Here is a 17,738-nt window from a genome sequence, read left to right as displayed (position 1 = left end):
TGACAGCGAACGGCAAAGCGAACGAAACAGAACGGCAGCAACTCTTGCGTGTGCCGGTCACTGGCTGTTGACTTGTGCGGTACGCGAGGAGGACATACCTGTGAACGAACTGCCGGCCGCCGCTGCCGCGATCGACCCATCCACGGCAACGACGCTCGCGGAGTACGGCGTCTTGGTCGGTCGACTCATCGCCGCATGCGGGCTTACGCGCAATGACGTGGCGCGGCGCGCAGATCACATGTCGTCCAGCACACTGCACAATCTCATCAACGGCAAGGCAGTTTCACGCTCGGGAACTGTTCCTAAAGTGCTGAAGGCTTGCCATCTTCCCGCACTACTGGAGGCGCGATGGCAAAATAAGTGGCTTGACCTGACAACGCAAAAAAGTCAGGCCGGCAGTCAGATTGTCCAAGAACAGCTAGACAAGACAGAACGTGAACTTGCTGACGCCACGGGGCAGATTACCGCACTGCGAGACGAGGAGGTTCGTTTACGGGAAAAACTGGCGGCCGAGCAGCAACAGACGAGCGCACTCGCAAGCGAACGCGCTGAACGTGACCACTACATTGCGGAGCTGACCATTCAGCTCAAGTACGCCCAAGAAGAAATTATCCGTACGGAAAACCAGGTTCGACTACTCCAAGAGGAACGGGAAGCCTTGGAGGCGGCTAATGAGGCACTGCAAGCGCAGCTAGAAATAATCAAGTACGAACAGGATCTACGGCGAGTTGCTGAGGTGCAGATGGCTCACGCGGTCGAGCAACGTGATGAGGTTGGACGTGCGCTCAGCCGCATGCAAGCCGAGCAGGTCGCAGAGCCGAGTACAACGACATCGGGCGCGGTAGCGGAGCAGGGAGGACGTAAAGAGCCGCCACTCGAAACGACTATCACAGTCAGCGAGCGTGAGTTCGGCTTGCCTTACTACCTAGCCGTCAATTTTACCTGGTACTGCATCACTTGCGAGACTGGCGGCACTAAGCCGACGGTTCTATGTCCACATTGCAGGTGCTCAATCGAAGAGAATTATACAAAAACAATACCACTTAAGGAGCTGACTCGGCCGAAGGATGAGCCGAAGCTTTGGTTGCGCGGCAAAGGTAACCACGATGACCCACAAATGATCCGTGGTGACGTACTCATACATGTCACACGACGGCGACGATCGCAATGGGTACGATAGTTTCTTTAGGATTGCCTGCGCGATGTATACACCGTTGGTCCAATCGGTATCGATTGACTTGCCTGAAGATAGAGGCTCTCGACTGCTTCAGCACCTAACGGTACCTCGCTTAGGTATGGCAAGACTTGGACTTCACCGGGTTCTCGCCAAGTGCTCAAGTCGAAGCTAAGAGTCTCTTGCGCGATAGGCGTGCCCTCCCTCTCCTTGGTTCCCAATGACAACCAGAGTAGTCCCATCCGGCGCGCGCATGTTGCGATAGCAGTGGTCTGCGCTCGGAGCATACGGCATCATAGGTGAGGCAAGCGCTGTACTGACGGCCCACTGCCACAGGCGCAGCCCGTTTGGCAGACCTCTCCGCTTCACGGCGCTGTTCCTGAGCTTCGGCGAGCGCTACTTGCAGTTCTGCAATGCGCGCCCCAGAAGGGAGGGCTTCTTCGTGATTTTGACCGGAATACTGCTCTGACATGTGAATTGACCATATTTAGTTATGTATCTACTTATAACACGAACAGCGTGATAAGTCAATCGCGCGACCTCGTATTAAAGAGTTGTGCAATGCCGACTAATGCGCACACGAGGCTTGCAACATAGAACAACAAGCCAACAATCCCGGCGCCCAGCGGGGCAATGACCTCGCCCTTATTGCTCGCCTCCCGGAAAGGTCTTGTTACAACGTCAGGCATATAGAAACATCCGACTGCTAAGCCAAACCAGAACAGACACCAAAAGCCCTGCGTCAGAGCATGCTTTGTCAGCGATGGCGGCTTACTGTCCGATAAGTTATCGGTATAAGTCGGCTCGTCGTAGACGTCTTCATCTTCAAACACCTCGGAATACTGCTCTTCAGTAGATCCATGGCGTCGTTCCTCATGGTGAGACTCTGATGGACTCTCTCTGTATGTGCTTGGTGGCGCGGTTGGCCATTCCGTCCGCGATGACGTGCGGCGCGACTCGTCACTCGACAGATCGTCAGAGTCGTTGTCAAATAAGGCTCGTCTGCCTGCATCTCGCAGCACATAGTAGGCCTCTTTTATGCAGACAAATTCTGCGCGCACATGCTTGGATGGACTTAGATCGGGCCGATTGACTTTAACCCACTGCCGGTAAGCGCTCCTGATTTCACTAAACGTCGCATCCTGCGCAACCCCCAGCACCTCATAGTGATTTTGCTTCACTGGCCTAACTCCTCGTGTTCGCAAACTGTCACATTGTAAAGCGAACACAGAATCAGTGTCGCTAGTTCACTCTTTCGATACCGCGCAGCAAAACGCCAGATCACTACGACGTAGGTGACCTGGCGTTTCGCCTTCACATCGGCTACGCCACAGCCGGAATGCTTCGCGACGTGTCATGTAGCCGTCGGAAGTACGGCGAACGGGATGGGCTGCTGGTTGAGGGCGTGACTAGCTCAGCTGAGTCGACCGATTGCCCTCTCGGCGTGCTCGTCACGTTCTCGTATGGCGAGCCCTAATACTTCCTCGTTCCACATTTCGTCTCGGACACAAGTGGTGCATCAGGTAGCGGGTGGAGCATGAAGCCGCCGGGCTCAAGGCTGCTTCGGATCGCCTGCCATCCGACCTGAGTCACGCTGACGGCGTAGATGCAGTTCTTGTCTCCAACCTTGTCCTTGCTGAGATCGACGGTGTACTTGGCGAACTGTCCGGGTTGCGTGGGAAGCAGGTACTTCGGGTACCACTCCTGGTGCTTGTTGGTGCCAACGTCTTCGGCCTCGACCACGTAGGCATACTCGCGGCCAGCTTCCGGAGGGCACTTGATCGTGAAGACGGCGTACGCCGCCGGGCCGAGGTCGTCGCCGCCGAAAACCAGATCGACAGGGTTCCCGTTGCATATCGTGATGTCTGGGCCGCTCGGAGGCGACGTGACCGGCCCCGTTGGCGATGGCGCACTATTGGACGGCTTGCTCCCCGAGCTGGTGATAATCGCGACGGTAATGGCAGTCGCCGCCGCAATGAGGGCCGCGCCGATGGCGGCCGGCATCTTCCACTTCCAGCGACGCGGCGGAGGGGCATCCGATTCTGCGGGCGCAGCTTTTGGATCTTCTGGTTCGTCCGCCATCTTCGCTCCAGTCTGTGCGCCTGTCGATGCCGGTAGATCGGTGGCGCTTTCCAGGCCGTTACGAGGTGCCCTCGCACGTGCAAACGCCAGGCCATCCGCACCGGATGGCCTGGCGTTTGGTGAAAGATCAGCTACGCGGCCGGAATCCCGCGCGCCGTGCTGTACAGCCACTGCCGGAAGTCCGGCGAGCTGGTGTAGATGGTCGGGCCTTCACCGGGGTACTGCTTGGCTCCCCGGCTACCGGTGCCGACGAGCTGCGGCACGCCGTTGACCACCTTGACGGCCGGGCTGCCGGAGTCACCCGGGCCGGGGCCGTCCGTGCCGTGCGGGTTGCTGGTGCAGATCTCGCCGCTGCTCTGGCCGGCATCGGCACACTTGGCGGCCGGGAGCACCCGCGTGCTGAGCTGCTGGAGCTGCGTCGGGAGGTCCGACGAACAGTCCGGCTGGTCCACGCCCCAGCCATAGAGCATGGTCCGGTCGCCGGGCTGAGCAGTGCGGCCCGCGAGCTGGATGGGCTGCTGGTTGACCGGGTGGTCCAGCTTGAGCATGGCGATGTCGTCGGTCGGCGAGGTCATGCCCCAGTGCCATCCCGGGTGGACGACGATGCCCACCACGTCGGCCAGCTCACCGCCGGTCGTCCGGTCCTTGGAGCCGACGCGCACCCGGAACTGCTTGGCCTTCGTGGGAATGGGCTGGCCACCCTCGCCCGTGTTGGCGGAGAAGTTCCGAGCGTTCGCGAGTTCCTGCGGCATGTCGGTCACGCAGTGGGCGTTGGTGACCACCCAGGAGCGGAACAGGAGTGCGCCGCCGCAGGTGTGGTAGTTGGTGCGTCCGTAGTCCGGCGTGTCGGGCACCAGAGGGGATTAGGGAGCACGGATTACAGTTCTCGCCCATGCTCGGTGCGGTACGCCACCAGCTCGGCATCGCCGGGCGGGTCGTTGCCGTCGTTGTAGCAAAGCGTCAGGTGGTGCGCCTCGGGCGTGCCGTCCGGCTCGTCTTCTATCTGCACTTCGACCGCTACGGCGTGGATATTCACGCTGCGCTGGGCGGACTGGCGGAGCCAAAGCGCTGCTTGCAGGAAGCAGTCAGCAATCTGTTCGTTGGAAAACATAATCACGTAGGCCACGGGTTTTGTCCGTTCGGTGGGGACTATTAGAGGCGTTTCAACCCGTCAAGGATGCGGCGCATGAGTTCGTCTTCGGGAGGTGGCGCTGGCATGCGCGGGTAGGGCGTGGGCTTGCGGCCGTAGCCTCGCACTCGTTTCGGAAGCGGCAGATAGCCGGAAATGTGCCCGTCTTGCAAGGGATCGGGCGCCAGCGGTTCGCGCGGAATCTTGGGCATGACCTGCGTGTCCTCGGTGGCAAGCTCCTGCTCAACCCGCGAGCGGATACCGGCCACAGACCGTTGCTTGTAGCGCTGGAGGAACTTGCGTCGTTGCCGACTACTGCGCTGTTCGCCGTAGACCCAGACGGCGACCGCCACCAAAGGCACAGCAACGACCACCAACGAGAAGATCCCCCAGCCGATCACTAGGGCGGCGGTTCTTTGAGGGCATGCCGGCCGCTTGATTCCGAACCGGGCGTCTTGTCGGCGTGGAGGTTGAGAGCGTCAGCGAGCGCCGTCAACATGCCGCTGCACTCCTTGAGTTCGTCGGCCGACACCACACCAACCTTGAAGCGCGCGGCCACGATCTTCAGGTTGGCGCTGGTGTGCCCTATAAGGTCGGAGAGGCTCGTTCGGGATTCAGGCATCGCGAACCTCAGCGGTATCGTCACCGGCGTGCGTTTCAAGAAGCGCCGCCAGTTTGCGGAGCATTCCGGCATACTCACGTTGCTTCTCCGGCGTCATTGTGTCGAGCATCAGAGCGTTGGCGACCGGCTCGGCATGCCGACTAACCGCTTGGAGCGATTCAATGAGTGCTTTGGTTTCGTCGTTCATGTGTGCGGCGTCTCTCTAGGCAGTGATCGGTGGCGGGTCGTGGGGCGGTTCTGGCTCCGGCGGGCGGCTATGTGCTTCGACGAAGCGTTCGCTGAAACGGTGCACCAGCGTGCCCAGTTCACCAAGTAAGTCGCCAAACAGGGCGAAATCAGGAGATGATGTCGCCGGGGCGGTCGGCCGATGCTCTGACAGGTCAAGAACCCGCGCACTCGGGTTTTGTTGTTCGTCGTACATCCAAGCACTCACTTCGAGGATGCCGGCCAGCTCCCGCAAGAAATCGGCATACCGCTTTTCGCCTTCTACTGACCGGCGGTTCGCCCGGATATCACCAGCCAGCGCAGACGTGCCCCGGCTGGCAGCTTCGAGGGCGTCAACGACAATGTGCGTTTCAGGGGACAAGCTCATGCGGCGCACCGTTTCGGAGTCGTCAATATGCGGTAGCGAGGACAAGGCCAGAGATAGCCGCATAGTTCACACAGCCGGCCGGTTTCCTCCGGCTCGTGCAGCCACCACGACAGGTGCGCCAGGGGCGCCCACAGGTTCGGCGTACTGACCAGGTGCCGGGCGACCGGGGCCGACGGTTCGTCACTCAATGGCTGTCCGTTCCCGCATGGCGAACACTTCGGCCCCGACGTCAATCCGTAACTGTTCGAGCATGGCGCTTTGCAAGAGTTCGTTCTGTGCCAGGTGTCGCAGACTCGGTACGACGACATAGCGTGTGCGGGTACGCAGCAGTTCGGCAACCAGCTCGTCAAAGCCTTCCCGCGAGCCACAATGGAACTCAAAGAAGAAGGTCGCAAATGGAAGCCCTGGCGCACGGCGTAGCGGCGGACAGCGGCCTCCAGGTCACGCACCTTGTAATCGGGCACGTTCTCCGGCACGCGCATGTAGCCGTAGGCCGTGGCCTGCGGTATCGCTGGTGCTGGCGTTGCCGTCTCGAGTGCTGCCGTCATCTGGTACCCCTGGTCGCGGGAAGTCAGTTGTAGGGGTGTCCGGGGCGACCAGCGGGCTAGGGTTTGCTGACACGGCCGGGGGGCTAGCCGTGCTGCCTACGCTGCGAGGTTTCAACGAGGGGCAGTTGCCCCGAACACCGCTGTTGACCTTGGTCGTGGGCTACCGCTTACACCAGGTAGTCAATCGGGCACTCACCGGAAGAGCACCGGCACTTGCTAGGCTTGACCTGCGGTAATGACCAGGGAGCGGTTCGCACGGAAGGGTGAGCACGTGGCAGGTACGCGGCACCGTCTCATCCGGGCACGGAAGGCGGCCGGGTACACCCAAGAATCGCTCGCCGAAGCCCTACACACCGACCCTCGGACAGTGCGCAACTGGGAGAGTGGCAAGTCTGAACCCATCCCGTACAAGCGGCCGAAGCTCGCGAAACTCCTCGACGTCACCCGCGCGCAGCTCGACGAGCTGCTGACGGACGAACGCCCTGCCGCCGAGCTCCTACCCGCTGCATCGGCGCTCCGTCCGGCTGATGCCACCGCCGAGGACGACGAGGCCGCCGCCTGGGATCTTGCACGCCGGATTACCGCCAGCGATGTCGGTAACGAGACGCTCTCCCAGCTTGAGCACATCGTGGACGACGTGGCGATTGCCTACGCCACGACCGCGCCGGCCGATCTCGCAGTGCAGCTCCGGGGGTACTTGCAGTACGTCGGCCAGCTCCTTGAAGGGCGGATGACGCTCGCCGAACACCGCCGTCTCCTGGTGGTCGGCGGCTGGCTGTCTCTGCTGGCGGGCACGGTGCACATCGACCTCAAGCAACCAGCTGCCGCCCGGGCGCGACTGCGTACCGCGGATAGCCTCGCCAAGCACGCCGAACACGACGAGATCCGGGCTTGGGGCTTGGAAACCGAAGCCTGGTGGCTCCTGACAGACGGCGACTACCACGGGGCGCTGGAACTCTCCCGCCGTTCGCAGAGCTTCGCTCCGGCCGGCAGTTCCATCGCTATCCAGTCCACCGCGCAGGAGGGCCGAGCACTGGCGCGGCTGGGCGAGACAACCGACATGTATCGCGCCATTGAGCGCGTCAACCACTTGGTCTCGCCGCTCAAGGTGCCCGACCGCCCCGAACACCACTACCACTATGACCCCAACAAGTCGGTCGCTTACATGGCGACGACGTTGGCATGGGCGGGAGACCCGGCGGCCGAAAGCTTTGCCCGCGAAATCCTCGACCGCCTGAACCGGCAGGAGCACAACGGCAAGTGGCCGCGTCGGGTGGCGTCCGCCAACCTTGACCTCGCACTCACGCTGATAGTCGGTGACCGGCTGGACGAGGCAGTGGGGGCCACACAGATAGCGCTGGCGTCTGGCCGGGTGGTGCCGTCGAATCACTGGCGGGCAGCAGAAGTGGTGCGAGCTGTTGAGGCGCGGAAGATGCCCGAGGCACTGGAGTTGCGCGAGGCTTATGAGGAGATGCGACGGGGGTAGTCGTGCATGTCGGCTAACTTCTTGACCACTGGGCTTGCTAGCCTGAGGCATGGAACTGCTGGCCGTCGAGATCGACAACTGGAAGAGCTTTGACCACACTGGTCGGGTCAACCTTGATCGGATAAACCTTTTGGTTGGTCGAATAACAGCGGCAAGTCAGCATTTATTCGTGCTGTGCACCAGCTCCAAGATGGGCTACTGTCAACGTTGAGTGATCTACGTCTTCGGGCTAGTAGCGCAGTGGTGGGGTGCCATGTTGGCAGTAACAATCTCCGGTCGGATATTGCGAAATATTTTCTAAGCACGTACGAGATTGCTAGCAATCATACGCAGATAGTCTTTCGGTTTACGCCGGCCGACAATGGCTTGACTCCGGAGACGCCCGCAATGAAGATTAGCGGGAACCAGTACGCCCTTAGCGGTAAGATACCCGCAGGTGAGCCCAACAATTTCTTGTACACTTATTTTTCTAAGCGAAAAGTGACACGGTTTTCGCATGTCGTCGACAGTAACCGTGCTCGACGGGTCAGCGGCGACTTGAGCAACCTCGTTGCGAAGGTCGATCGCCTGGCGAACCCGGGATATACCCGATCCCAAACCTACTTTGACTTGTGTGATGCGGTGCTGGGGTTTCGCGTCACGGCATATCAGTCCGAGGAGGGTAAACAAGCGGGTTTGCAAATTGGTGACTATGACACCATTTCCCTTGACGCCATGGGGGAAGGCGTCAGCAGTCTGCTCGGATTGATCGTCAATCTCTGTATGGCCGAGGGCAAAGTCTTCCTCATTGAAGAGCCCGAGAATGACATCCACCCGGAGGGCCTCAAGAAGCTGCTCAAGGTCATCGTTGAGAAGTCCGAGACGAATCAGTTCATCATCTCCACACACTCTAATGTCGTGGTCAAGCACTTGGGCGCAGCGCCGAACAGTCAATCCTGTCAGTTCGACTTAACGATTACAAGCAGGACGCGATACCTACCTCGACGATCACGCCGATCGAGAACACGCCGGAGGCGCGCATTGCCGTGCTTCGCGAGTTGGGCTACGAGCTGTTTGACTTTGATCTAGCCGACGGCTGGCTGCTACTCGAAGAGTCCTCGGCGCAGGCCATCATCCGCAACTACCTCATTCCGTGGTTTGTGCCCCGACTGGCGCGCATTCAACTAGTTTCAGCAGGCGGAGTCGGCAAAGTCGAACCAGCCTTCGAAGACTTCCGCCGCTTGTTCCTGTATGCCCATCTCGAAAAACACTACCAGGGTCGAGCCTGGGTCGTCGTTTACGGTGACGAACTCGGGAAGAAAACTATTCAATCGCTACGTACTGCGTACAAGTCGTGGTCGGACGACCACTTCCAAACCTGGAGCGAAGAGGACTTCGAGCGTTACTACCCACCACGCTTTGCCTCGGAGATGCAGCGCGTGCTTGCTTTGTCGCACCGTGAGAAGCGCGAGCCAAAGCGCCGTCTGCTTGAACAGGTCAAGACCTGGTGTGAGGCGAATGCAGATGAAGCGAAGCGCGAGTTTGAGCAGTCCGCCACCGAGGTTATTGAGTTCTTGCGGAAGATTGATGCCAGACTGTTCGAATAATGCCAGACTGCAATAACTAAAGAGGCGGAGCACTTACCTCTGCGCCACCCCCGGTTGCCTGTTTTTCCTTCCAAATCTTTGTGCGAGGCTTTTGAGTAGACTTGTAAGAGCTAAGGACCATTGACAGCAACGCCTACAGCAACGCAGCCAATTAACCACGTGCACGAGCGCACGCGAGCTAACTCGGTAACTGCCGTAAACCTATTGACATTGTTGCCAAAAGATGAGCTGAAGAGCCTTGTGTCCCCAGTTCGAGCCTGGGAGGAGCCACCAAGATTATGACCCCTGATAAAATCAGCCAACAAGCTCCAGCCCCATGCTGGAGTTTTTTGGTTTGACAGCAATAAATCGGTAGTTTGACAGCAACGGCTGCTGTCAAAGGCGCGGTAAAAGATTCGCTGCTCAACCTTGGTTAGTGCATCGTGTTTGCTTGCCATGTCAACATGCTCGTAAATACCCGTGGTTTTCACGTCGCCATGGCCAAGGATTGCCTGGATGTCGCGGTCATGCACCTGCAAGCTTTTTAGGGTAGTCGCGTTGGTGTGGCGAAGCCCGTGAAGTTTTATAGCCTTGAGGTCGTGTTGCGCACAGATACGCTGGAAAGATCTAAATAGATTTCGAGCTTCGATCGGCCGGCCGAATCGCGTGGTGAATATCAATGCTTCCCGGCCACTGGCTCCATGCCAGTTAGCGCCAGCTGCTTTCTGTTCACGATTCTGCTTATCTTGCTGTACTTCCAGGACACTCTTAGCGGCGTGTAGCAGAGGTTCATCGCGGCGGCTTGTGCGCGTTTTGAGTTCGACACTACGCATCTGCCCGTCAATACGCTGTACTTGCTGACGTATTCGTATGATGCCAGCCTTGGTGTCAACGTCGCACCAGCGTAATCCTCGCACTTCGCCGCTACGCAGGCCGTACAGCACAAGTAGCGCGAACATGGGGTAAAGCGGTTCATCTCTGGATACTTCAAGGAAGCGCCGGGCGTCGTCGGCTGTCCAGTGTTCGGCTTCTTTTGCAACGTAACTTGGTAGCAGCACGAGACGAGCAACATTACGAAATACTAATTCTTGACGCACTGCGTATGTCAAGGCGGCACTTAGAACTTTCCTGACTTGGTGCAGGGTTGCAGCAGACTTGCCAGAATTATGCAGAACCGTAAAGTAGTCTTGCACTATTCGCACGGATAGCTGCGATAGACGATACTGGCCAAGACCAGGCTTAAGGTAGAGCCTTACTATCGAGGCGTGACGGCGAGCCGTTAAGGGTCGATTGAAAACGTGCACAGCATTGGTAATCCAGTAGTCAAAGTATTCTGCAAGTCGCCAGTCTTGTTCCGGAATTGGGATGCCGCGATGAGTTTGAGCCTTCAGTGCAGTAGTTTTCTCATGAACCACTGTAAAGCTCGAACCGTAGACACTTTTTCGCTTGCGTAAGCCCGTGGTCGTCGTAACGTAGACTTGGCCTACCCAGCGCCCATCTTTGCGCTGGAAAATTGAACCTTCGCCGTTAGTGTTGCGGCGAGCCATCAGAGCGAAGCTCCGCTTTGCTCATCACGAATGAAGCGTTGTAGCTCTTCCCGCGGTACAAGCCGACGTGCGCCAATCTTGATTGTTGACAAGCGCCGCGAGTCAATCAGCCGGTACAGGCTCCACCGACTAACCCTTAGCGCCCTACAAGCCTCATCGACCGTCAACAGCAGTGGCCGCTGCGGAGCTTCATCGGATATGGGCGTCGCCAAACGTCGCCAAAACAGGCGCGGCATGGTTGCCGGTTGTTGCGTGAACATCGTTCACCTCCTCTCGTTAGTTGATCTTTCAGCGTGGGTGTCCACCCAGTCCGGCCGCCGACGTGGGTCGTCAGCGGCCGGACCGGAAGGACTAGGAGGCGTCGAACTGGCGTTGCTCCTCACGCCTGACAAGGCGCTGGATGCTGCTAAGGGAGACGCCGTACTGCTCGGCGAGAGCGCGCTTCGAAGCACCCTTAGCGGCGGCCCGGCAGATGAGTCGGATGCTGGCAGCGTCGAGCCGATCGCTCACCCGCCACTGGCGCTCGCTTCGGCCAGTGGACTGCACGCTACGACGCGGCCGGCGTGGGGCCTGCTGGGCCTTCCGCAGTCGCTCTAGCGCCCTGACCAGGGCGCCTGCGAGGTCAGAGCGTTTGTGATAGCGGCTCGTCAGGTCCACATCGTAAAGAACCCCTTCGTTTCAGCCTTCCTGGCTGGTCGGAGGGGTTTTCTGCATTCCGCGTTCGATCTTCGGTGATCGACTTACGGCGTGATGTTGCGCTCCTGCTGGGGCAGAACTGGAGCACCGCCCCAGCCCCAGCCGACCGTCGGCGCGGCCTTCCGGCTGCTCCTAGGCCCGGCCGACGGGTGACCCCCACCGTGGCGAAGAGGGGGATAACCATCGCCATCCGCCCACCCTCGACCACACTCGGTGACGGCGTCGGCGGTAGTGGCGCCGCGGTGTGCCAGCGGCGCTCGAGGTCATCGAGCAGCCGTTGCTCAACCTCGGCGCGACGTGGGAGTAGGTCTCGACGACCCGGTTGTCCAAGTGATGCCCGAGCCTGCGGGCCTGGGCGATCTCCGGTGCGCCGCCCGCGATCAGCCATGTCTTGTGACTGTGCCGCAGCCCGTGGAAAGTCAACCCGGGCCGAATAGCCGCGCAGCCCGCCTTCGTCCCGGAGGCGTCGCTGCCGTCGACCGCGGGGCGGATGACCTGCCGCAGGAACGTCGAGCGCCACAGCCACGTCCCGCTCGGCGTGGTGAACACGAACTCATACCGGTGCCGGGCGAGATGCTCGCGCAGCAGCGCGACCAGGAACGGCGGCAACGCGATCGTCCGGGCAGAGGCCCGCGTCTTCGGCGGCCCCAGCCACCACATAGACCCCGACTCGTGCAACGCACCCACCAGCGGATCGATCACGATCACGCCACGCCGGAGATCGACACTGTCCCGGTGCAGGCCGGCCAGTTCAACCCATCGGCAACCGGTCCACGCCGCGGTGATGATCAGCAGCCACGCAATCGGCCCACCGAGAACACCGGCCTGCTCGGCGATCCGCACCACCTGCTCCGGCATCGCCCAGATCCGCTCCCCCACCGCCCGCCGTGACCGCCGGCCCCGACACCTCCGTCGATGCACCGGGTTGAACGGGATCAGCCGCTCGTCGGCCGCATCGGTCAACAGCATCGACAACAGGTTTAGCTGCGAACTCACCGTCGACGGGGCGAATCCGTCCCGCTCCAACCCCGGACCCACTCGGTCACACCCAGCGCCGTGATCACACCCAACGCCAGATCCCCGAACTTCGGCAGGATGTGACACCGCAACCGACTCCGATAACTCTCGATCGTCCGCGGATCCAAATCCAGCGACCGAAACCACCGCGCCACCCACTCAGCCACCGTAACCGCACTGTCCGCCGGATCAATCCACACCCGCCGACGCCGATCCACCTCCAACCCGGCGGCATAGGCCACAGCATCACGCCGCGAGCCAAATCCGGACACCGACCGAACACCGAAACCTTGCCGCCGATACCTCACGCGCCACGACCTGCTGCCGCACTGCTCCACCCACGCCACAACTACCTCCACACCTGGATGAGACCAACGAGGCGCTGGCCCCAACGGTGGAGTTCCCCAGCGCAGACATCGCCAGCATCCGCCCTCAACGACGATGCAGCCGCCAGCCGGCAGCCAAATGCGCAGACCGAGATGACCGGTCGGTACGCACTCTCATAGCCGATGAGCGGTCCGCTTGGATGTCGATGTGACCGCGTACGACCTCGCCCGTTGCCTGCCCGCCATCCCGGACCTGCGCGCTGTGCCGTGCGCTGGTCGCGTCGGACGTCGTACTGAGCCCCGACAGCCAAGACCGGTACCACCTCTACGACACCGGTTGGCGCCCGGTGAAGAGCTGGCGTCCATGCGGGACGGCGCGAGCAACGATTACTCCGTCGTGTTCATGGCCGCGGGGGCGTACGTGCGCGGTTTCGACCACGAGTCGCCGACGAGTCCCTGCGCCACCGACGACGAGCCTTGACCCGGCGTTCCCGACGCCGTGCCCGACGTGTTCCGCGATTGTGTTGAGGAACCGGCGTTCTCCGACGAGTCAGGGGCGCCGTACGTCACGGTGTGCCTGTGGCGCGAGCACGGGCGACACCGTCTGGTGGCACGGGGACATCGCCTTCCCCGACAAAGCGGTGGCGTGGCCGACTGGCTGTTCGCCCTGCTGTCCGACGGCACACCCCAGGAGTTCCGGGACTGGGGCGCAGGACGACTACGAAATGCCGATCGACCTCGACGCGGTACGGCACATCTACGTCGGACAGTCACTGACCGCGAACGTCGTGACCGCGCTCAACTCCGCCACCACCCCTAGCAGCCGTCGCAGATCGCGTCACCGCGACCGGTTACCCGATCCGTTGACCGGTTAAAGGACATGATCCTCGAAATTGAAGAGTTGCCGAGGAAAGAGCCGTGCCGCAGGTTGGATCTGCTACTGAACACCCCTCGCACAGGCCACGGACTGCCGTCGGCCTCGGGACGATCGGCGTGGTTAAAGGCGACCAAGACGGAGGCCGACTCGCGTCCCATCAACGGTCGCCGCGACCGGCGCAACCCTGTCATTCCCGGCCTCGACGGGGCGGAGTGACGGTCTCGATAGAATCTGCCGCAAGGACCGCTTGACCGGCCACCCGCGACCTTGATACCCCTTCGGCCAGCGCGGCACGGGCCGGTTTGCCACAGAAGGGCGACGACCAACTCATGCCCATTGGACCTGGTCTACCGGCCAACGGAGCCCAGACCGGCAACGACAGCGGCCCCGCGCAGGCACCGAAGGTGTTCATCTCCTACGCCCACGACTCGGCCGACCACAAAGACGCAGTGCTCATCCTGGCGGAACTACTGACCAGGAAGGGTATCGACGTCATCCTCGACCAGTGGGCCGACCCCGTCCGCAAGGACTGGGGCTCGTGGGCGCTCGGGCACATCATGAACAGCGACTTCGTGATCATCGTCGCGTCGCTCGACTACCAGCGGGTCGGCGACGGCCTGATCGCCACGACGAACAACCCGGGCGCGCAGTCCGAGGTCGTGGTGATCCGCGACCAGCTCCACTACGACCGCCCTGTTTGGACTCGCAAGCTGCTGCCTGTGGTGCTCCCCGGCCACAGCATCGGCGAGATCCCCCTCTTCTTGCAGCCCTTCAGCGCCGACCACTACGTCGTCAGCGAGCTGACCGACGCAGGCATCGACGACCTGCTGCGGACGCTGACCAGACAACCCAGCCGGGTCCGACCGCCGCTCGGGGCCGTGCCGAACCTGCCACCCCTGCCATCCACGCTGCCGCCCTCGACATTCGCTCTGGCCACAGAGCCGGCCATGCCATCACCACACTGGTCGGTGTTGCCGGAGCCGCTTGCCGTGACCTGGCGCGCGACCCTGCTCGACGACCGTTGGGGTGCGCAGCGTGCCGCGATGCTGGAACTCCACATCGTGCCCGACGGTGGCGACCCGTTGCCGTCCGTCCGGCTCCGCCGATTCGCCACCACACTGGCTTCGTCGGGCCGCAGCCACGGCCTGTTCGCGGACACCGAGGGGGTGACTCCGCGATCGGACCAGACCGCGGTCGCGGTAACCACCGATGGCCTTGCGGGTTCTGGCGTAGCGGTACTCCGCAGCGGTCAATGCAGCGCATGGCTACCGTTGCCGAGAGCCAAGATCGGCTACGTCCTGGACGCGGACGACGTCGCAGGCCGCGTTACCGAACTGCTGTCCCTCCTCGCCGGACTGGACATACCCCACCTGCCGTACGTCGTGCCGACGATCGGCATCGAGCCGGCCACATTGGTCTGGGAGGGCTCCATCAGCGACATGAACCGCACCAGCGTGCAGATGTCACCGCACCAGCGGGATCAGATCCGGCTCCCGGCGGACGAACGGCTGCGCTGGGACGACGTCGTGGAGCACCCCGACATGGTCGCCCAGGAGTTGACGATCCGTTTGCTCCAGCTCTTCCGCACCAGAGCCAGCTGAACCGGACAAGCGGACACTGCGGCTCGGCGGGATCGTGCTACCTCGGTGGGCAACCGCAGTCCGCCGCGGCCTCCACGTTCACGGGTCCCGCTGCGGAATTCCGGGTTTCCCACCCCGAACCCGTGCGGCGGCACTAGAATTGTTCGGCGTGCCGCCTACGCGATGTCCCCGGGTGTTCGTCTCGTACGCCGGTGACTCTGACGAACACACCAACACCGTCGTCTGGTTCGCTGAGCGACTGCGCGGTGAACTGGGCATCGACGTCCGCCTGGATCTGTAGGAGCGCGATCAACGGCGGGACTGGCCCGAATGGGTGGTGGACCAGATCGAGCACGGCGACTTCGTGCTCGCGATCGGATCGCCCAAGTACAAGCGGTTGGCCGCATCGGACGACGGTCCTCACGACCACGCCCGGTTCCAACTCGCGATGCTGCGCGAGCACCTGGCCGCGGATCGGGCTCAGTGGCTGGCCAAGATCCTTCCGGTCGTCCTGCCCGGATGCTCCGCTGACGACCTGCCTGCGTTCCTCCAGCCCTACTCCGCGACCCGATACGTGGTCCCCGAGCAACTCGACGAGTTGCTGCGTGTGCTGACCGGGCAGCCCCGCCGCGTCCAGCCGGAACTGGGACCACCCGCCAACCCGGCGATCTCGGATCAAGACGGGCTGTTCCGCTCAGCGGTGCTGAACGCGGACCTGAGCCAAGTACTGGTCGAGGCGGCGGAGAGCCTCGCAGATGCGGTCGCCGATCTGTGGCGAGGCGAGTCCAGGCGGCTCAGCCTGGACGACCCGCGCCCGCTGGCCACCCATTGGCGCACTGATGCTGGCGAATTCGACCGGCTCGGGCCGTTCTTCCGCCGGGACGTGCCGTCCCAGCGGCTGGTCGTGCTCGGCCGCCCAGGGTCCGGCAAGAGCGTATCGGCGATTCGGCTGGTCTCCGAGTTGCTGGACGGGTGGACCAGGGGCGACCCGGTGCCAGTGCTTGTCCCGGTCACCGACTGGCACCCAGGCGAGCTGCACGCGTTCGACTGGCTCGCTCGCCGGCTGGCCCGGACCGTGCGCTGGGTCGACGGGAGGCGCATCACGCTGGCTTCCGCGTTGCTGGAGGTGGGCTTGGTGCTGCCCGTCCTCGACGGCCTGGAGACGATCGCGGAGGGCCTGAGGGCCGAGGCGATCGCGGCGCTCAACCGTCTGGGGTCGTCGATTCCGCTGATCGTCACGTGCGGCTTGGCCGAGTACGGCGCGCTGGACGCAGCCGGAATCGGGCTGGCGCGCGCCACCCATGCCGAACTGCTACCGCCCGATCGGGATGATGTCGAGGAGTACATGGTCGAGACCGTGCCCCACGGTGTGTCCCGCTTGGCCCCGCTGTTCGCCCGGCTGCGTGCGGAGCCCGCGCCGACACCGCTCTTGGTGTGGCTGGTCCGCGTGGTCCACCAGGAACCCAGCCGCGATCCCGGTGACCTGTGCGACCGCACACGCTTCCCGGACTTGGACTCGATCGAGGCCTACTTGATGCAGCACCTCGTCCGCGGGGTCTATCCGGACCACCCCGGTCACCGCACTCACGTGGCCTTCGCCCGAGTGCACCACAGCACGGCGCAACGCTGGCTGGAGCACCTCGCCCACAACCTCGCCTCGACCGGGGCCGCGGACATCGCGTGGTGGCAGCTCGATCGTTCCCTCCCGTGGATCGCTCCCATCTGTCGAGTCGTGGCGGGCGCCGCGCTGGGCTTCGGACTGCTCAGCGCAACCGGCGTCGTGCCCGGGTTGGTGACCGCCGCCGCGGTCGGCCTGGTCGCCGGCAACTCGCGGTACCTGGCGTACTTCAATGTGACCGACATAGAAACCCCGCACGCGTTCGACGGCTCAACACCCAACGTGCGCGCCGAGTTGCGCGATTTCGCGAAATTGCTGGGGAGTGCGCTGTTGTTCGTGGTCGGCTTGCTCGCATTGCTGACCGCCGGCCGGAGCATCGCGACGGGCCGCGTGCTCAACCTCCGCGCAGCACTGGTGCTGACGACGCTGGCACTCGGCGGCGGGTTCCTGGTCTGGTGGTTCGGACGCAAGCTGTGGCACCGGCAACGCCACGGCCGCAGCGACGGCCTGGTGGTGCTCGCCGATCTCAAACGCCCGACGAGTCCGGGCGGAACCCTCCGCGCAGACCGGAAGGTGGTCCTGGCCGGCACCGGAACCATGCTCGCGATCGCGGCGGTATTCGCTGTGCTGGGCGTCGACTACGCGGTCGGGATCGCGCTCGGCTATGCCGCCGCTTGGATGTTGTTCAGCGCGTACGCCAGATTCACCGTGGCCCGGTTCGTGCTTGCCGTGCGCGGCAAGCTGCCATGGCGGCTGTTCGGGTTCCTGGACGACGCTCGCGACCGCGGCGTGCTCCGCCAGTACGGAGCGGTCTACCAGTTCCGACACCAGCACCTGCAACGGCACCTGGGCGGCCGGGCATAGCCGGCGCCGCCCATT

Annotated in this window: 20 protein-coding genes; 8 read left to right on the top strand and 12 right to left on the bottom strand. The window is 62.4% G+C overall.

Annotated elements, in window-relative coordinates; genetic code table 11:
- Nucleotides 1–100 precede the first annotated feature (100 nt).
- A complete protein-coding gene (locus OG439_RS46290) occupies nucleotides 101–1,180 on the top strand; it encodes a hypothetical protein (RefSeq protein ID WP_326946671.1) in 1,080 nt (359 codons plus the stop codon).
- Nucleotides 1,181–1,701: 521 nt separating this feature from the next.
- Here the strand turns inward: OG439_RS46290 and OG439_RS46285 are convergent.
- The 8 genes from OG439_RS46285 to OG439_RS46250 all read right to left on the bottom strand — a co-directional run bounded on the left by OG439_RS46285 (nucleotide 1,702) and on the right by OG439_RS46250 (nucleotide 5,599).
- On the bottom strand, nucleotides 1,702–2,355 hold the full coding sequence (locus OG439_RS46285) for a J domain-containing protein (RefSeq protein ID WP_326946670.1): 654 nt from the start codon (nucleotides 2,353–2,355) through the stop codon (nucleotides 1,702–1,704).
- A gap of 292 nt (nucleotides 2,356–2,647) precedes the next feature.
- The gene (locus OG439_RS46280) at nucleotides 2,648–3,256 is read right to left on the bottom strand and encodes a hypothetical protein (protein WP_326946669.1); all 609 of its coding nucleotides are present in this window, start codon (nucleotides 3,254–3,256) and stop codon (nucleotides 2,648–2,650) included.
- A 131-nt stretch (nucleotides 3,257–3,387) separates the two neighbouring features.
- Complete coding sequence (locus OG439_RS46275) at nucleotides 3,388–4,110, bottom strand: S1 family peptidase (RefSeq protein WP_326946668.1); 723 nt, start codon at nucleotides 4,108–4,110, stop codon at nucleotides 3,388–3,390.
- A 23-nt stretch (nucleotides 4,111–4,133) separates the two neighbouring features.
- Nucleotides 4,134–4,382, bottom strand: coding sequence for a hypothetical protein (locus tag OG439_RS46270; RefSeq protein ID WP_326946667.1), 249 nt, complete (start codon nucleotides 4,380–4,382; stop codon nucleotides 4,134–4,136).
- 26 nt (nucleotides 4,383–4,408) lie between these two features.
- Nucleotides 4,409–4,786: a hypothetical protein gene (locus OG439_RS46265; protein WP_326946665.1), complete on the bottom strand. Its 378-nt coding sequence runs from the start codon at nucleotides 4,784–4,786 to the stop codon at nucleotides 4,409–4,411.
- Nucleotides 4,786–5,007: a hypothetical protein gene (locus OG439_RS46260; protein WP_326946664.1), complete on the bottom strand. Its 222-nt coding sequence runs from the start codon at nucleotides 5,005–5,007 to the stop codon at nucleotides 4,786–4,788. Before OG439_RS46260 ends, OG439_RS46265 begins: the two co-directional genes overlap by 1 nt.
- A complete protein-coding gene (locus tag OG439_RS46255) occupies nucleotides 5,000–5,194 on the bottom strand; it encodes a hypothetical protein (RefSeq protein ID WP_326946663.1) in 195 nt (64 codons plus the stop codon). Before OG439_RS46255 ends, OG439_RS46260 begins: the two co-directional genes overlap by 8 nt.
- A 15-nt stretch (nucleotides 5,195–5,209) precedes the next feature.
- Nucleotides 5,210–5,599 carry a hypothetical protein gene (locus OG439_RS46250; RefSeq protein ID WP_326946662.1) on the bottom strand — a complete coding sequence of 130 codons (390 nt, stop codon included), beginning with the start codon at nucleotides 5,597–5,599 and terminating at the stop codon, nucleotides 5,210–5,212.
- Nucleotides 5,600–6,382: 783 nt separating this feature from the next.
- Here OG439_RS46250 and OG439_RS46245 point away from each other — a divergent pair.
- The 4 genes from OG439_RS46245 to OG439_RS46230 all read left to right on the top strand — a co-directional run bounded on the left by OG439_RS46245 (nucleotide 6,383) and on the right by OG439_RS46230 (nucleotide 9,219).
- Nucleotides 6,383–7,633, top strand: coding sequence for a helix-turn-helix transcriptional regulator (locus tag OG439_RS46245; RefSeq protein ID WP_326946661.1), 1,251 nt, complete (start codon nucleotides 6,383–6,385; stop codon nucleotides 7,631–7,633).
- Between the two features lie 49 nt (nucleotides 7,634–7,682).
- Complete coding sequence (locus OG439_RS46240; protein WP_326946660.1) at nucleotides 7,683–7,844, top strand: hypothetical protein; 162 nt, start codon at nucleotides 7,683–7,685, stop codon at nucleotides 7,842–7,844.
- A 176-nt stretch (nucleotides 7,845–8,020) separates the two neighbouring features.
- A complete protein-coding gene (locus tag OG439_RS50510) occupies nucleotides 8,021–8,701 on the top strand; it encodes an AAA family ATPase (RefSeq protein ID WP_442792267.1) in 681 nt (226 codons plus the stop codon).
- Nucleotides 8,671–9,219: a hypothetical protein gene (locus OG439_RS46230; protein WP_326946658.1), complete on the top strand. Its 549-nt coding sequence runs from the start codon at nucleotides 8,671–8,673 to the stop codon at nucleotides 9,217–9,219. The genes OG439_RS50510 and OG439_RS46230 overlap by 31 nt, the downstream gene beginning before the upstream one ends.
- A 110-nt stretch (nucleotides 9,220–9,329) precedes the next feature.
- Here the strand turns inward: OG439_RS46230 and OG439_RS46225 are convergent, their stop codons facing one another.
- The 4 genes from OG439_RS46225 to OG439_RS50500 form a co-directional block, all read right to left on the bottom strand.
- The gene (locus tag OG439_RS46225; protein ID WP_326946657.1) at nucleotides 9,330–10,745 is read right to left on the bottom strand and encodes a site-specific integrase; all 1,416 of its coding nucleotides are present in this window, start codon (nucleotides 10,743–10,745) and stop codon (nucleotides 9,330–9,332) included.
- The gene (locus OG439_RS50505) at nucleotides 10,745–10,981 is read right to left on the bottom strand and encodes a helix-turn-helix domain-containing protein (RefSeq protein ID WP_442792361.1); all 237 of its coding nucleotides are present in this window, start codon (nucleotides 10,979–10,981) and stop codon (nucleotides 10,745–10,747) included. Before OG439_RS50505 ends, OG439_RS46225 begins: the two co-directional genes overlap by 1 nt.
- A 592-nt stretch (nucleotides 10,982–11,573) precedes the next feature.
- Nucleotides 11,574–12,410, bottom strand: coding sequence for a tyrosine-type recombinase/integrase (locus OG439_RS46220; RefSeq protein ID WP_326946656.1), 837 nt, complete (start codon nucleotides 12,408–12,410; stop codon nucleotides 11,574–11,576).
- Between the two features lie 23 nt (nucleotides 12,411–12,433).
- Nucleotides 12,434–12,625 (bottom strand): hypothetical protein, encoded by a 192-nt coding sequence (locus OG439_RS50500; RefSeq protein WP_442792360.1) that lies wholly within the window; start codon nucleotides 12,623–12,625, stop codon nucleotides 12,434–12,436.
- Between the two features lie 1,440 nt (nucleotides 12,626–14,065).
- On the opposite strand from OG439_RS50500, the gene OG439_RS46215 reads away from it, so the two are divergent.
- The 3 genes from OG439_RS46215 to OG439_RS46210 are packed head-to-tail and all read left to right on the top strand — an operon-like array spanning nucleotide 14,066 to nucleotide 17,723.
- Nucleotides 14,066–15,262 (top strand): SEFIR domain-containing protein, encoded by a 1,197-nt coding sequence (locus OG439_RS46215; protein ID WP_326946655.1) that lies wholly within the window; start codon nucleotides 14,066–14,068, stop codon nucleotides 15,260–15,262.
- 34 nt (nucleotides 15,263–15,296) lie between these two features.
- On the top strand, nucleotides 15,297–15,542 hold the full coding sequence (locus OG439_RS50495) for an SEFIR domain-containing protein (protein ID WP_442792266.1): 246 nt from the start codon (nucleotides 15,297–15,299) through the stop codon (nucleotides 15,540–15,542).
- Nucleotides 15,543–15,578: 36 nt separating this feature from the next.
- On the top strand, nucleotides 15,579–17,723 hold the full coding sequence (locus OG439_RS46210) for a hypothetical protein (RefSeq protein WP_326946654.1): 2,145 nt from the start codon (nucleotides 15,579–15,581) through the stop codon (nucleotides 17,721–17,723).
- Nucleotides 17,724–17,738: the final 15 nt, after the last annotated feature.

Source organism: Amycolatopsis sp. NBC_01307 (assembly GCF_035975215.1).
Lineage (GTDB): Bacteria > Actinomycetota > Actinomycetes > Mycobacteriales > Pseudonocardiaceae > Amycolatopsis.
Note: the sequence above shows the minus strand (reverse complement) of the source record. Positions and strands in the feature narration are given on the sequence as shown.

Bases quoted from the DNA above. Each gene is read 5' to 3' on its own strand.
- OG439_RS46225 (WP_326946657.1), bottom strand. From the start codon at position 10,745: ATGGCTCGCCGCAACACTAACGGCGAAGGTTCAATTTTCCAGCGCAAA.
- OG439_RS46240 (WP_326946660.1), top strand. From the start codon at position 7,683: ATGGAACTGCTGGCCGTCGAGATCGACAACTGGAAGAGCTTTGACCAC.
- OG439_RS46255 (WP_326946663.1), bottom strand. From the start codon at position 5,194: ATGAACGACGAAACCAAAGCACTCATTGAATCGCTCCAAGCGGTTAGT.
- OG439_RS50505 (WP_442792361.1), bottom strand. From the start codon at position 10,981: ATGCCGCGCCTGTTTTGGCGACGTTTGGCGACGCCCATATCCGATGAA.
- OG439_RS50510 (WP_442792267.1), top strand. From the start codon at position 8,021: ATGAAGATTAGCGGGAACCAGTACGCCCTTAGCGGTAAGATACCCGCA.
- OG439_RS46245 (WP_326946661.1), top strand. From the start codon at position 6,383: ATGACCAGGGAGCGGTTCGCACGGAAGGGTGAGCACGTGGCAGGTACG.
- OG439_RS46220 (WP_326946656.1), bottom strand. From the start codon at position 12,410: ATGCTGTTGACCGATGCGGCCGACGAGCGGCTGATCCCGTTCAACCCG.
- OG439_RS46280 (WP_326946669.1), bottom strand. From the start codon at position 3,256: ATGGCGGACGAACCAGAAGATCCAAAAGCTGCGCCCGCAGAATCGGAT.
- OG439_RS46250 (WP_326946662.1), bottom strand. From the start codon at position 5,599: ATGAGCTTGTCCCCTGAAACGCACATTGTCGTTGACGCCCTCGAAGCT.
- OG439_RS46260 (WP_326946664.1), bottom strand. From the start codon at position 5,007: ATGCCTGAATCCCGAACGAGCCTCTCCGACCTTATAGGGCACACCAGC.